Origin of the sequence: Exiguobacterium sp. S22-S28 (assembly GCF_043359615.1) — a bacterium.
In the GTDB taxonomy this organism is placed as follows: domain Bacteria; phylum Bacillota; class Bacilli; order Exiguobacteriales; family Exiguobacteriaceae; genus Exiguobacterium_A.
In genome coordinates this window covers 347931-361916 of sequence record NZ_JBHFFC010000026.1, presented here as the reverse complement: position 1 = coordinate 361916, position 13986 = coordinate 347931, and the positions used below count along the sequence as shown (strand labels likewise).

17 protein-coding genes are annotated in these 13986 nt (G+C 47.9%); 12 read left to right on the top strand and 5 right to left on the bottom strand.

Translation table 11 applies throughout. The features are described 5' to 3' along the window. The first annotated feature begins 153 nt into the window (after positions 1-153). The 4 genes from ACHA8N_RS08485 to ACHA8N_RS08470 are packed head-to-tail and all read left to right on the top strand — an operon-like array spanning position 154 to position 3045. Complete coding sequence (locus ACHA8N_RS08485; RefSeq protein WP_393965433.1) at positions 154-927, top strand: transporter substrate-binding domain-containing protein; 774 nt, start codon at positions 154-156, stop codon at positions 925-927. Positions 928-987: 60 nt separating this feature from the next. Then, on the top strand, positions 988-1644 hold the full coding sequence (locus ACHA8N_RS08480; protein ID WP_026833524.1) for an amino acid ABC transporter permease: 657 nt from the start codon (positions 988-990) through the stop codon (positions 1642-1644). 13 nt (positions 1645-1657) lie between these two features. Then, complete coding sequence (locus tag ACHA8N_RS08475; protein WP_393965559.1) at positions 1658-2380, top strand: amino acid ABC transporter ATP-binding protein; 723 nt, start codon at positions 1658-1660, stop codon at positions 2378-2380. Positions 2381-2430: 50 nt separating this feature from the next. Beyond that, complete coding sequence (locus ACHA8N_RS08470) at positions 2431-3045, top strand: HD domain-containing protein (protein ID WP_167498378.1); 615 nt, start codon at positions 2431-2433, stop codon at positions 3043-3045. A gap of 39 nt (positions 3046-3084) precedes the next feature. On the opposite strand, the gene ACHA8N_RS08465 is transcribed toward ACHA8N_RS08470, so the two are convergent. From ACHA8N_RS08465 to ACHA8N_RS08450, 4 genes are all read right to left on the bottom strand, one after another. Then, on the bottom strand, positions 3085-3798 hold the full coding sequence (locus tag ACHA8N_RS08465) for a ZIP family metal transporter (RefSeq protein WP_147511786.1): 714 nt from the start codon (positions 3796-3798) through the stop codon (positions 3085-3087). A 141-nt stretch (positions 3799-3939) separates the two neighbouring features. Beyond that, positions 3940-4704 carry a 2,4-dienoyl-CoA reductase gene (gene fadH / locus ACHA8N_RS08460; RefSeq protein WP_393965432.1) on the bottom strand — a complete coding sequence of 255 codons (765 nt, stop codon included), beginning with the start codon at positions 4702-4704 and terminating at the stop codon, positions 3940-3942. Between the two features lie 89 nt (positions 4705-4793). Further along, positions 4794-5729: a manganese-dependent inorganic pyrophosphatase gene (locus ACHA8N_RS08455; protein WP_147511784.1), complete on the bottom strand. Its 936-nt coding sequence runs from the start codon at positions 5727-5729 to the stop codon at positions 4794-4796. Positions 5730-5784: 55 nt separating this feature from the next. Continuing rightward, positions 5785-6870 carry an N-acetylglucosaminidase gene (locus tag ACHA8N_RS08450; protein WP_393965431.1) on the bottom strand — a complete coding sequence of 362 codons (1086 nt, stop codon included), beginning with the start codon at positions 6868-6870 and terminating at the stop codon, positions 5785-5787. Positions 6871-6948: 78 nt separating this feature from the next. On the opposite strand from ACHA8N_RS08450, the gene ACHA8N_RS08445 reads away from it, so the two are divergent. Beyond that, positions 6949-7902: an aromatic acid exporter family protein gene (locus tag ACHA8N_RS08445; RefSeq protein WP_393965430.1), complete on the top strand. Its 954-nt coding sequence runs from the start codon at positions 6949-6951 to the stop codon at positions 7900-7902. A 227-nt stretch (positions 7903-8129) separates the two neighbouring features. Further along, positions 8130-9254, top strand: coding sequence for a M20/M25/M40 family metallo-hydrolase (locus tag ACHA8N_RS08440; protein ID WP_147511781.1), 1125 nt, complete (start codon positions 8130-8132; stop codon positions 9252-9254). Positions 9255-9312: 58 nt separating this feature from the next. Here ACHA8N_RS08440 and ACHA8N_RS08435 read toward each other — a convergent pair whose 3' ends face one another. Further along, positions 9313-9492 carry a hypothetical protein gene (locus ACHA8N_RS08435; RefSeq protein WP_147511780.1) on the bottom strand — a complete coding sequence of 60 codons (180 nt, stop codon included), beginning with the start codon at positions 9490-9492 and terminating at the stop codon, positions 9313-9315. 107 nt (positions 9493-9599) lie between these two features. On the opposite strand from ACHA8N_RS08435, the gene rnz reads away from it, so the two are divergent. The 6 genes from rnz to ACHA8N_RS08405 are packed head-to-tail and all read left to right on the top strand — an operon-like array spanning position 9600 to position 13973. Then, positions 9600-10505 carry a ribonuclease Z gene (rnz, locus tag ACHA8N_RS08430; protein ID WP_393965429.1) on the top strand — a complete coding sequence of 302 codons (906 nt, stop codon included), beginning with the start codon at positions 9600-9602 and terminating at the stop codon, positions 10503-10505. A 6-nt stretch (positions 10506-10511) separates the two neighbouring features. After that, complete coding sequence (locus ACHA8N_RS08425; protein ID WP_147511778.1) at positions 10512-11408, top strand: hypothetical protein; 897 nt, start codon at positions 10512-10514, stop codon at positions 11406-11408. After that, a complete protein-coding gene (locus ACHA8N_RS08420; protein WP_393965428.1) occupies positions 11405-11818 on the top strand; it encodes a DUF4430 domain-containing protein in 414 nt (137 codons plus the stop codon). Before ACHA8N_RS08425 ends, ACHA8N_RS08420 begins: the two co-directional genes overlap by 4 nt. Then, entirely contained in the window at positions 11796-12488 is a 693-nt protein-coding gene (locus tag ACHA8N_RS08415; protein WP_393965427.1) for a hypothetical protein, read from the top strand. The genes ACHA8N_RS08420 and ACHA8N_RS08415 overlap by 23 nt, the downstream gene beginning before the upstream one ends. Then, complete coding sequence (locus ACHA8N_RS08410) at positions 12451-13416, top strand: ATP-binding cassette domain-containing protein (protein ID WP_393965426.1); 966 nt, start codon at positions 12451-12453, stop codon at positions 13414-13416. The genes ACHA8N_RS08415 and ACHA8N_RS08410 overlap by 38 nt, the downstream gene beginning before the upstream one ends. After that, positions 13407-13973, top strand: coding sequence for an ECF transporter S component (locus ACHA8N_RS08405; protein WP_393965425.1), 567 nt, complete (start codon positions 13407-13409; stop codon positions 13971-13973). The genes ACHA8N_RS08410 and ACHA8N_RS08405 overlap by 10 nt, the downstream gene beginning before the upstream one ends. Positions 13974-13986: the final 13 nt, after the last annotated feature.

The window sequence follows — 13986 nt, the reverse complement described above, 5'->3', positions numbered from 1 at the left end:
ATTTCAATATTTTTATGCTTTACAATGAATAAATATTCGTATATTCTAAAAACAATAAATCAGGTCAGGCTTTTTAGTATTGAATTAGAAAAAAACATAAGTCATACTATTGTTAAAGTTCTGACAATTGAGCGTTGGAAGGGGAATTTATTCATGAAAAAATTAGCAGCAACGGCAATGGCAGGCATTCTCGCAGTCACGATGGCAGCATGTGGTGCATCGGAGGAATCGACAGGCGAGAAGAATACAAGTGACAAAGTATTGACGATGGGAACGTCAGCGGATTATTTCCCATTTGAATACATCGACACGGCGAAAGGTGACGAAATCGTTGGATTTGATGTCGCAATCGCGAAAGAAGTTACGAAAAATCTCGGATATGATTTAAAAATCGAGGATATGGAGTTTGGTAGTCTGCTCGGAGCGCTCAGCTCGGGACGTGTCGATTTCGTCATGGCGGGAATGACACCGACCGACGAACGGAAAAAGAACGCTGATTTTACGGATATTTACTTCCAGTCCAAAAACCTTGTCATGACGAAGGACAAAGCAATCGCTTCGGATGACGAATTAAAAGGTAAAAAACTTGGAGTCCAGCTTGGATCAATCCAGGAAGCATTAGCAAAAGATCGCTATAAAGACAGTGAAGCGGTCTCGTTAAACAAGATTCCCGAAATCATTCAAGAATTGAACACAGGCCGGATTGACGCATTGATCATTGAGGATGCCGTCGCCGTCAAATACATGAATCAAGACAAGGCATTAAAAACGTATGAAATTAAAGAAGATGGACCAACCGGTTCTGCTGTCGCCTTCAAAAAAGGGGACAAGATGCGTGACGATTTCAACAAAGAGTTGAAAAAGATGATTGACAATGGTGACATCGACAAACTTGCAGAAGAATGGTTCCAAAAAGAAGCAAAATAAGAGTAGTGCATAGGGGTGGGGGTAACCTCATCCCTTTTGTGCGACGTTAGGAGATTGGTTATGATAGACTTTACAAAGATTCAAGATTCAATCCCATACATCCTGCAAGGGATTCCGGTCCTGTTCCAAGTCGTGGTCGTCGCGGCAATTGCCGGGATGCTTATCGGAATCGTGGTCGCCGCCCTGAAAATCACGAAAAACGGATTCGTTCGGTTCATCGGTCATGCCTATACGGCTGTGTTCCGCGGAACACCGTTGATTTTACAGCTAGCGATCATTCACTTTGGTTTACCGCAATTGACGGGGTACGTCACAACCGGTTATCAATCGGCAATCATCGCCTTTTCCTTAAATTCGGGTGCGTACATCTCGGAGATCATCCGGGCCGGAATTCAAGCTGTCGACCGCGGACAATGGGAAGCGGCCGATGCACTCGGAATTCCGTACATGAAACAACTGCGGTCAATCATCTTGCCGCAAGCCTTTAAAAACATCCTGCCGGCACTCATGAACGAAATGATTACGTTGACGAAAGAGTCGGCGTTGATTTCGACGGTCGGTGTGCTCGATGTCATGCGCCGGGCGCAGGTCGTCGGCGGAGAAAAGGCATTATACTTCGAACCGTTGTTGTTTGCCGGATTCGTCTACTTCGTGCTTGTGATGGGATTGTCCTTGATTGGTCAACAAGTCGAAAAAGCTATGAGAAAGAGTGGGTAATCAGATGGAACCTATGATTCAAGTGACTGATCTGTATAAGCAGTTCGGAAAATTAGAAGTTTTAAAAGGCATCACGACGACTGTCGGACGGGGCGAAGTCGTGGCCGTCATCGGACCGTCGGGATCCGGAAAGTCAACGTTTTTACGGTGTATCAATTTATTGGAACAACCGACCGGCGGGACGATTAATGTTGATGGTTTTGAATTGACGAAACCCAAAGCAAACATCGCCAAAGCCCGTCAAAATATCGGGATGGTTTTTCAACAATTTAATCTCTTCCCGCATAAGTCAGTCCTCGATAACTTAATTTATGCGCCAATCAACGTACTGGGTCTTTCGAAAGACGCAGCCGTCAAACGGGCGGAAGTGTTACTCGAGCGTGTCGGATTGGCAGAGAAGCGGGACAACTTCCCGAATCAGCTGTCCGGTGGTCAAAAGCAACGGGTCGCGATTGCCCGTGCCCTCGCGATGGAACCAAACGTCATGTTGTTTGATGAGCCGACGTCGGCGCTCGATCCGGAAATGGTCAATGAAGTGCTGGACGTCATGAAGCAGCTTGCAGAAAGCGGGATGACGATGGTCATCGTCACGCACGAGATGGGCTTCGCGAAAGAAGTAGCCGATCGTGTGTTGTTCCTTGACGAAGGGATTTTGATGGAAGAAGGCAGTCCGGTCGAATTATTTGATCATCCGAAAACGGATCGGGCAAAAAAATTCCTGGAAAAAGTATTATGACAAAAAGCGCGGACTCGATTAGATGAGTCCGCGCTTTTTAAAAGGGAGGTATCATATTGATCGAAGAAACAGAACAGTTTGTCCAAGCATTCCATGCGACTGATTTTTCCGGACATGATTATGCCCATATCGAACGTGTACGGAGGATGGCATTACGGATTGCGGCAGCTGAGGGAGGCGATCTTCGTATCATCGAACTTGCAGCGCTACTGCATGATGTAGCTGACAGTAAACTTGGCGGAACGAGTGAACGCGTCGATCGGCATCTTCTATCACGTGTATCCGAGTCGGATCGTCTGCATATCCTTGAGATCATCAACAGCTTGTCGTTTAAGGGGGGCAATCGTCCGCCGATGAAGACGCTTGAAGGAAAAATCGTTCAGGATGCGGATCGGTTGGATGCGATTGGTGCGATCGGCATCGCCCGAACGTTTCAATTTGCCGGTCAATTCAAGGAGCCGATGTACGTGCCAGGGCTCGTTCCCCGCGAGCCGGGTGACCGGACAGGGACGACGAGTGCCTTGCACCATTTCGATGAAAAATTGTTCCGGTTAAAAGATTTGATGAACACGAAGACAGCAAAAGTCATTGCCGAAGACCGCCACCGGTATATGATGGAGTTTGTCGAACGGTTCAAACAGGAATGGGAAGACCGTTCATCGTAACGAAAGGATCCGCTCCAAGTGGAACGGATCCCTGTTTCGTTAACTTAAGATGACAGCTGTGATCAGACCAAGTGAAGCAAACAGGCCGACGATGGCACCGCCTTCCTCATGGGCTTCCGGCATCATCGTCGAAGCGAGCATCGCAATGATGCCGCCACTCGCAAAGGCACCGATCATCGCAAATTGCATATCGGGCAACTCGGAGAGAATCGAGTATCCGGCAAGAGACGCGAGAGCCGAAATCAACCAGACGATCCCCCACATGACGAGAATCTTTTTCTTCGAAAAGCCGTCTTTTTGTAAGCCGGTCGTACTCGAAAGTCCTTCCGGGATATTACTGACGAAAATGGCCGCAACAAGGGCAGCACTGACATTTCCTGATAATAAACTTGCCCCGATCATGATGGATTCTGGAATTGCGTCCAGAATTGTTCCGAAGAAGATGGCGGTTCCTGTGCCTTCGTTACCGCCGGACGACCGTTTTCGTTTACTTGCACCACGGGAAGAAACGAACATATCAAAAGCGGTGAAAACCAACGAACCGACGATGAACGAAAGACCGACAACCATCGTCGTCGATTTGTTCAGAGCCTCGTCCAGTAATTCAAAAGTGGCCGCGCCAATCAAAATTCCCGTTCCAAATGACATGACATATCCAATCAATCGTTGTTTAAGTGGGAGAAACAGACCAATTAACGCGCCGATCACGACCGCCCCACCGGCGATTGCGCCCCACATAAAAGCGATTCCCATTTAAGTTTCCTCCTTCCTCATTCAACTACCTGTATTACTATTTTCCTGAAAAAATGATTGATAAACATAGCTAATTCGAAAAGAAGCTGAGGAATCCATTCAAAAAACTCCCGCCTGAAAGACGAGAGACGCAGTAAAGTATCAGAATGGTTGTTTGTTTAACCAATGACCACCATCCAGTGCGATACATTCTCCATTTAAGTAACTAGCTTGATCGGACAGCATCCATGTCGCAAGGCCGGCGATTTCTTCCGGTGTTCCGAATCGTCCGAGCGGGACGTTCCGCCGAATCCGTTCTGCATGTTCCGGAGACATCGCCAGTTTATCAGCACCCCCGGTTCGTTCGATTGGTCCCGGACTGATGGCATTGATACGGGCCTGGTACTTGTACCCCCATTCGACAGCAAGTGTTCGCGTCAAGTTCAGCACACCGGCTTTTGCGGCGGCACTCGGTGCGACACCGGCACCTGCCTGCCAAGCATAGGAGGCGACGATATTGAGGATTTGTCCACCCGTCACGTGATCTTCCTGCCATCCTTTGACGAGAGCGTGCGAACAGTTGAACGTTCCGTTCAAGACGATGTCGATGACGGTACGCCATCCGTTAGGTGACAGCTCATCGGTCGGACAGAGGAAATTACCCGCCGCATTGTTGATTAAAGCTTCTAGTTGCCCAAATTGCTGACGTGTTTGGTTGACGGCAGCCAAACACGCTTCCGGATCGCGGACATCCATTTGGATGACGAGATGTTGTCCGTTGATGCTTTGAAGTTCATGATCGGTTTGTTGTAAGCGTTCTGCATCACGACCGGTGACGACGACGTTCCATCCGGCTTCCTTTAAGGCAAGTGCCATGGCTTTTCCCATCCCACTGGTTCCGCCTGTTATCAGTACTGTTTTTGTCATCTCGATATTCCCCCTTAATAAATGAATGAATAGCCATTCAATATAAGTATTCAAAAAAGAAGGAGTAAACTCCTTCTTTTTAACAGAACTTATTCGACAGCAGCAGCTGTGTTCGTTAAGACCGGAACGACTTGTTTTTTCCGGGAGACGACTCCTTCTAGGTAGAGGAGGTGGTTCGTCGCCTCAAGTCCGAAAGCACGTTCAACAAGGGAAGCTTCAGGTCCGAGGACGAGAGCAACCGAATTGTTCGTTAAAATATCCGTGACGAGCAACATGTATAAATCTAAATCTTTTTCAGCAATCAATGAGTCGATGCGTGTTTCGAGCTCTGCTTGACGGAGCAAGACTTCTGCCGTATCAACCGTATTCGCTTGAGCGATCTCGACCTTAAATGATCCCATTGAAAACTCTTTAGCATCAAGTGCGATTAGCTCGTCGATGGTTTTCTTCGATAAGTCAGCACCTGCTTTTAACATATCAAGACCATAGACGTTGGCATCGACGCCGGCAATCATTGCAAGTTCGCGTGCTGCGAGGACGTCTTGCTCCGTGCATGTCGGAGATTTGAACAATAAAGAGTCAGAAACGATCGCCGACAACATCAAACCGGCGATTTCTGGTTTAATGGCGACACCGTGTTCCTTGTACATTTTGTTTAAGATTGTTGTCGTACAACCAACAGGTTCTGCACGGTAATAGATAGGATCAGTTGTCTCGAAGTTGGCAATCCGGTGATGATCGATGACTTCCATCACTTTGACGGCGTCGATATCATCAGCGCTTTGCTGACGTTCGTTATGATCCACGAGAATGACCTGTTGCGCTTCTTTTGACACTTCTGTCACAAGACGCGGACGGGCAACTTTGAAGTAATCGAGTGCGAATTGTGTTTCACCGTTGATTTCGCCTAGACGAACGGCTTCTGCATGGATGCCGAGTTCCTTTTTTAATTCTGCATAAGCAATTGCTGAGGCAATCGTATCCGTGTCCGGATTTTTATGACCAAATACTAATACTTTTTCCATGTTCATTCACTCCTAAATGATTGATGTCTCGCCCACTAGTGTACCATAAGTCGATTTAGACGGCGTTCATTTTCAATAGGATACCGGCGATTTTTTCGCTCCAGTACGGGTCCGAGGCATAAAAGACATTCATCCCGCGGGCTTTGTTTCCGAGAAATGGTCCGCGGTAATACTTTCCGTTTTTTTTCAAGTAATCCCGTGCGATGAACTTGCCGGTTTTCCGGATCGAGTCTTCAAACGATGTGTAGGACGTCGCATTTTGACCTGGTGCGATATCGGTCGCATTCACTCCAAACAAGTTGAACTTATCCCGCGCGATCTCCGACCGTCCGTAATTGGATTCGTGGATGGCGTGCGCGAGCAGATAGGCGGCATTGATGTTGTGGTCGCGTTCCACCTGTTTAAACGTCTTGCCGGTACCGATCAATGGGCTGTCCGGAGCATTTTTTCGGATAAAAGCATCCAACTGTTTTGCCGACAGTGTGGTCGGCTTCCGTAAATCTTGTGTTAGGGTCTTCGACTCAATATACTGCGTCGTGCGCTGTCCAAGCGTTTCAGGTGCCTCACCCGCAGTAATCAGTCCACCAAGACCTCTGTCAGCGACGATATAATGCAACAAGCGGTCGCCCTTTTTTTCATAGTACGATCGGTTGCTGGATTGTTCGACCGGGTAGAGTGTCAAACGGTTGGTTGCGACATAACCTGTCAGACCGGCGATTTCCACCCGGCTGACTTGATCCGCATAGGACAGGACAGTGAGCCGGCTACCGGGTGCGACATACGTCTGACGCTTTTTCAAGGCTCGGTCTGCGTAAATATTTAACGTGTCATTCGCACGAACGATGCCGATACCACTTCCGGTTAAATAAATATACCGGTTGTCGTCCGTTCGTTTGACAGCACCCCGGCGGTCACCGACAAACGATTTAGCTGCGTCGAAGGAATCAAATTCTTGTTCTTCAGTGACCTTCCCGTTTTCGTAAAGTTCAGCGACAAATGGAGAGGCGGGGGGGAGCACGGTTTTAGGAGATTCACGTAATAAAAAAAACAACAGGCTGCCGAGCAAGAAAAAAAAGACAAGCCCTTTCCAAGAACCTGTTCGGCGGACAGGACGGGTCGGGCGGATGGTGCGGTTGGTCAAAAAATCACGTCCTTTGAAAAAATCAATCGACAATGCGGTGTGAAAATCGGTAACCTAACAAAGAAGGGAGAGGAATCCATGTTTATTGGTTATCGTACCTTAAAGACCGCGGTTGCAGCGGCTCTCGCCATGTGGATCGCCGAGAACATGCAACTGGATTATTATGTGTTTGCTGCCATCATCGCCATTCTCAGTATTCAGGCGACGAGAAAAAAATCATTTCGGGCGTCCTATGAACGCGTCATGGCGTCTTTGCTTGCAATCGGACTCGGTTTCATCTTATTTGAAGTCATCGGCTATCGGCCGATTGCAATCGCGCTTTATTTCATTGTATTTCTTCCGCTCACGCAACGCCTCCGTCTGCAGGACGGTTTTATCACAAGTGTCGTCATTTTGACCCACCTGTACGTCGCACGGCAATTAAATCTGACGATCTTCCTAAATGAAGTTTACCTGCTTTTGATCGGTGTCGGTGTCGGATTGCTCGTCAATATGTACATGCCGAGTCTAGACCGGACGATTGCCGAGCGCAGGAAGCAAATCGATCAACGGATTGCCGCCTTGTTCTTTGAAGTCGCTGCTGCTATCGAGACCGGACGAGTCAATCATCATTCCTTGACCTTACATGAGACGGAACGGCTTTTAAAAGAAGGGAAGGATGCGTCGCTGAAACGGACGGGTAATGCAATCGGCCGGCGAAATGACGACGAAGATTATTTGTATTTCCGCATGCGGGAACAACAGTTTGAACTGTTGACCGGAATTGTTCGACATGTGGATGATCTCGTCCTTGTCGTAGAAGAAAGTAAAAAAGTCGCCGGCCTGTTTCGGACGATTGGCGACAATGTCCGACCCGATGCCGACGCGACGTTATTTTTGACGGAACTGGAACAGTTGCTTGCAGCGTTCCGTGAATCCCCGTTGCCGAAGACACGGGATGAATTTGAAGTTCGTTCCGCCCTACTGCATATGTTGCAAGAAGCGGAACAGTATTTACGGTTAAAACAACGGTTTGTCGATCAGAACAGATAAAACATTGTTGAAGCAAACGTTCCGAGCAGGAAAATCGTTAAAATCGTAATTGTCGTCCATTTGATGATGCGTTGTTGTTTTGATGGTTTTGCCACAGTTAAGCCGCTCCTTTCAAAATCACTTGATTACAGCCATTGTACAAACAACGCTTCTGAAGTGCAAATTTGCTTGTAAATGGTATACTAAAAAAGCGCTAGATGAACTGAAAAATCGAGGAGGAATGCCACATGGTCAATGAGCAACGTGTACTTGATACTTTTTTGGAATTGGTCCAGATCGATTCGGAATCAAGAGAAGAGGCCCGCATTTGTGCCCATTTGAAAGAGACGTTTACGGCTCTTGGATGTGACGTGTTTGAAGACGATGCTTCGTCCAAAACCGAGCATAAAGGAAATAATTTAATTGTCACACTGCCAGCAACAAAAGATGGGGTTGATAAGATTTATTTCACTTCCCATATGGATACTGTTTTTCCCGGACAAGGAATTAAGCCCATCATCGAGGACGGATATGTGAAAACCGATGGAACAACGATTCTTGGAGCGGACGATAAAGCGGGACTTGCTTCTTTAATCGAATTGGTCCACGTTTTAAACGAAACGAACCAACCGCACGGAAAAATTCAATTCGTCATTACGGTCGGTGAAGAATCTGGTTTGGTCGGGGCAATGGTCTTGGACCGTTCTAAAATCGACGCCGATTATGGATTTGCACTCGATTCGGATGGAAAAGTCGGTGATATCATCACGGCAGCTCCAACGCAAGCGAAAGTGAATGCTAAAATCTATGGAAAAACGGCCCATGCGGGTGTTGCTCCAGAAAAAGGCGTCTCTGCGATTACAATTGCTGCAAAAGCAATCGCTAAAATGCCGCTTGGCCGGATTGACGAAGAGACAACGGCAAACATCGGACGTTTCAGCGGCGGCGGTCCGTCAACGAACATCGTTTGTGATTATGTTGAGATTTTTGCAGAAGCCCGTTCTCTCGTCGCACCGAAAATGGAAGCACAGACGGCGAAAATGAAAGCAGCTTTCGAAGATGTCGCAGCAGAACTCGGTGGACGTGCGGAAGTGGAAGTCAAGGTCATGTACCCAGGCTTTAAATTCGAAGCCGGAGATCAAGTAGTGGAAGTCGCGAAAGCAGCGATCACGCAACTAGGTCGGACACCACGCTTGTTGCATTCTGGTGGGGGATCAGATGCCAACGTGATTGCCGGTTTTGGTATTCCGACGGTCAACTTGGCTGTTGGTTACGAAGACATTCATACGACAAACGAAAGAATGCCGATTGAAGAGCTCGTTAAGACAGCAGAATTATGTGTGACGTTAGTGGATTACATCACGAATAAGTGATGCCAAGCTAAAAAAGAGTGTACCGCAACGTTGCGGTACACTCTTTGTCGTTGTACGATTAAGTTAATTGTGGACGTTCGAAATATTCCATTGACTCAAGAACAAGTTCTTCCGTACATAGTAAGGTTGTTGCAATGTCTTGAATTTTGATCGATTTCCCATACTGTTGCCGATAGTTCTCGTTTAACATCCGGGCACTTTGTACGATTCGTGCATAAGTCCGTTCGATTTTGGTCATGGAAAACCCGCCTTTCGAATCAGTATGGGTACAGTTTATCATGCTTCCGCTCGAGAAAGGTGTATTTTGTGTATAAAAATTACTAATTTTACGAAAAGGGGAAAAAGATGGAATTTTATTTTTTAGGAACAGGCGCGGGAATGCCGTCCAAACAACGGAATGTCTCATCCATCGCACTGTTACATCCGAAGATGACCTGGTTATTTGATTGTGGCGAAGCAACGCAACATCAGATGTTGCACAGTCCGATCAAACCGCGTAAGGTCAGTACGATTTTCATCACGCACCTGCACGGCGACCATATCTTTGGACTGCCAGGTTTTATCAGCACCCGGGCTGCACTTGAAGGGACGACGTTGTTGACGATTTATGGACCAAAAGGATTAAAAGAGTGGCTCGAGGCGACATTACGCGTTACCGGGACATATCTGCGGTATCCACTCGACATCATTGAAGTTGAGGCAAGCCGAACCTATCAACATGAAGGCTTCCGGATCACCGTCGAAGAGTTGGAACATCGTTTTCCTGCCTTCGGTTACCGAATTGAAGGAGAAGAAGAGAAAGGTGCCCTATTAGTGGATGAATTAAAGCAGTTAGGTATTCCTTCCGGTCCATTGTATCGACAGATCAAGCAGGAACCGACGTTTGTTTTTGAGGGAACCAAATATCAATCTGCTGATTTTCTAGGGGCACCTAAACCGGGCGTCAAGATCGCCGTGTTAGGCGATACGGTTCCTTGTGACAACAGCATCCGCTTGGCCGATCAGGTCGATCTTTTGATTCATGAGGCGACATTTGCCGATTCCGAGCAGGACCATGCCGGACGTTTCGGACATTCGACGGCGAGGCAAGCGGCTGAGATCGCTGTCCAGGCGCAAGCGAAAAAACTGTTGTTGACGCACATTTCAGCGCGCTACGTCGATCAGGAACAACGCTTGGAAACGGAGGCGCGAGAAGTATTTCCAGAGTCATACCTCATGATGGATCATCAATCTGTCGTGATGAAGGGATAAAACAATATGGACTTTCTCATCCAATGGTCACTTTTTTTGTTAGCTGCCATCATCCTTGGCTTCTTTTTAGAGAAGCGAACCGAAAAAGAACAGTATTTATATTTAAAATTTGTCTTTTACGCCTGCTTAGGGGCGGTGTCCTTTCCCGTTTATGACATTCAACTGCCGCTTGGCATCATTCTATTTTTGATTGTCTTACACCCTAAGAAAAATTCGAGATACAAACGGTACATGGCATTGTTCGGATTTCTGTTTTTCCTGCTGCAGCTAGTGTTGGGTCCGTTTGATACGATCACTCTTCGCGAAGAAACCCAACAGATGGGACAGGTCACGATCACGGATGATTCGTTTGAAATCTTTATGGATCATATCGATCGGCGGATTGGCGATGATTCGTTACGCTTGGAGCAAAGTCAATTATTGTTTGATCAAGGCGGTAATCTGCGGAATGCGACGTTTGAATTGATCGCGAAAACACCAACCCGGTTTGTTCGTTATGAGGTCTCGTACCAGGAAGTGACGGGGACGTTGACCTATCGTCCGCGGGAAGAAGTATTGACGCGGTCATTGGAGTCGTATTATCAAAAACTGATTGATGCCTCGACGTCCTTTACGATGTTAAAGACGCTATCGATCAAACAGATTTTGCATGAATCAAAAACCCCGTATGTCGAAATGGATCTCGACGGTCTGTATGAAACGTTCAGTCTGCAAGATGCGACCGTTTTACTGGTGGATGATCAAGGTAAACTGATTCCCTATGTCAACACGGGAGAAGACGTGCTCGCCAATGCGATTCGATTAACGTATTTCCGATCGGACGGTCAATCGTTACAAGATAAAAAAATTCTTTTATACAATTACAGTTTTGAAACTTCAAGACGAAAAGGAGTCGTACGATGAAAAAATGGATTCTCATCAGCAGTCTCGTAGTATTGGCGGGTTGCGCGGAACAAACGAAAACAACGGATGGTGAAAGTGCTAAAGCCTGTGACCGATCGGTCGAAGTATCTGTTGTCAATCATGCCGACAAAAAAACCTTGTTCGAGGACGAAATGTGTTTGACGAAATCGGAAACCGCACTGGATGCGTTGGAAGAGACGGATTTAGCGGTCGTCAAGACCGGTAAAGGCGACATGAGTTATGTCACTGCCGTAGACGGTATCCGGGAAAAATCAGCCGGCGCAAGTAGTGGCTGGGTATTTGGTGTCAACGATAAACCGGGACAGGTCGGCGCTGGCGCGTATGAGTTAAAAGACGGCGACCGCCTGGAGTGGCGGTTTGAAAAAGATGCAATGGCTTATTTTCAGTAAGGCAGAACGGGAGCGACTTCATCCGCTGAATGTCGCTCTTTTTTTAGTGGCGATGTTATCGGTCCCGTTCTTTCTGACAACTCACCTGACCGTTCTTCTGGTTTTTCATCTGTTGTTCTTTATTGGGATCCGCGAATGGACGGTCTTTCGTTACCTCTTGCTTCCACTGCTGTATGTCGGTTTGATGTATGCTCCGCTGCTCGTGGGAGCCTCGATCGATGCTTACGGAATTTGGATGACAGGGTTGACCGTCGCGGTCTTCGTCACGTCCAGTCAGCTTGTCTTTACGCTCGTTCGTCTGGAACAGATGGGTCCGCTCTTTCGGGTCCTGCCCCGACTGACACGGCTGACCGGGATGGTCCTGGCGATTGTGCCATCGCTGCTTCGAACATGGCCGGAAGTGAAGATGAGTCATCCGAAACAGTCGCTTGAAGTCAAGCTGGAACGAATTGCGCTGTATCATCTGCTGCCGATCGATGCCGTGCCCAGTCGCCTGCAACGCATGACGCAGCGGGATGTGCTGAAAGGTTTGTTGATTGGTGGTGCCTTTTATGGATTGACGACGTCATTCGCACTCGGAGCCGCTTTTCTTTTACCATTACTGTTGATTTTCTCAAAAGGAGGGTTGCGTGATGCCTACTATCATTACCGACGAAACCGGCTCGCTTGAGATGTTGGAACGTTTGGCACGATCCGAGGGGACGGAAGTCATCCGACCCGATCGGTTGTTGCATGGACGTGTCCGTGATTTACTGTCGACGACGAGTTTATTTGTTGCCGGTGAACTGGCAACCTTGCTGGGACTGGAAGCCTTTTTTGACCGGGAAACCAGTGAATTGTCGTCCGGTGAACAACAACTTGTCTCACTCGGCTACACGTTGGCGTCACTGCCAAAGTCGATTTTTTTGGCAGAACCGTTTTTATTTTTGGATCAAACACGTAAGTCACGTCTGCAATCCTTATTAGCTGAAATCGAACAGCGTTTTACGTGTCACGTCACGTACTCGGTGACACCTCAGCATCGTGTGCAACGAACAGCGTTTCCAGAGACATCGATTGGTCCGGTCATCGACGAGATGATTCGCGTCGAACACCGTTACCCGTTACAAGCGAAGTACGCTTTAGCAGTCAGTCAGATCTCATTTCGGTCCGGAGAACGGGTCGCATTAATTGGAGCGAACGGAAGCGGGAAATCAACTCTTCTACGTTTACTGTTAGGGGTCGACCGGCCGCTTTATGGCAAAGTCAAACGGACAGGAGACAAGCGGTATATCCCGGCTCATCCGGCACTCGCGCCGGCTCTTGCCGGTGAAAACTTGACCTTTGCCGAACAAAAGCAACAGGTGCTGGCTCGGATAACGTGGTCAAAAGACGCGTACTACTTTGATGAACCGACGGCCGGTTTATCGAATCAACACCGCACGGCCTTCATCGATGCGTTGTTTGCGCATCCGCAAAAATTAATCGTCATCGCCACACATGATCCGGACGTAATCGTCCATGCGACCCGCGTCATTTATCTCGTCCAGGGAGAAGTCGCCTATGACGGTCCGGGGGCCGCCTTTATCGAGCAAAGCAGGGTCTACGAATGGAATTGATTCTCGTTGCCGTCGTTCTGATCAGTTTGATCGTGCTCCGGTTTGAATACCGTCCCGTTTCGGAATCGATGCTGCGTTTCATCGCTTTGGTCACGGCAGCGGCGATTGTCGGTCGGCTCCTGTTTGCCGGTGTCCCGAATGTTCAACCGGCCACGGCGCTTGTCTTGTTGCTTGCTGCGTGCGTCAGTCCGATCATCGGGGCCATTGCCGGGATGCTCGTCGTTGTGCTGACCAGTCTGTTTTTAGGAAGCGGACCGTTTGTCCTGTTTCAAATCATCGCCTATGCTGCGATCAGTCTCTTTTGTGTATTGCCGGGGATGAAATCACGGGTCCTGTTATCGATCTATGGCGCAATGGCCGGTTTTTTGTATGGGTGGATCAGTAATTTAGGATTTTTGATTTTTACCGGTTTTTCGCCTGAAGCGTTTGTGACTTTGTTGCTGACAGGCGGTGTGTTTGATTTGTTGCACGGGGTGTCGAACGCGGTGTTCATCTGGCTGCTGCATCCGATTTTTTTACGGATTTTGCACTCGTTTGACGGGAAAACGGGTAAATAGAAGTAATCCCATG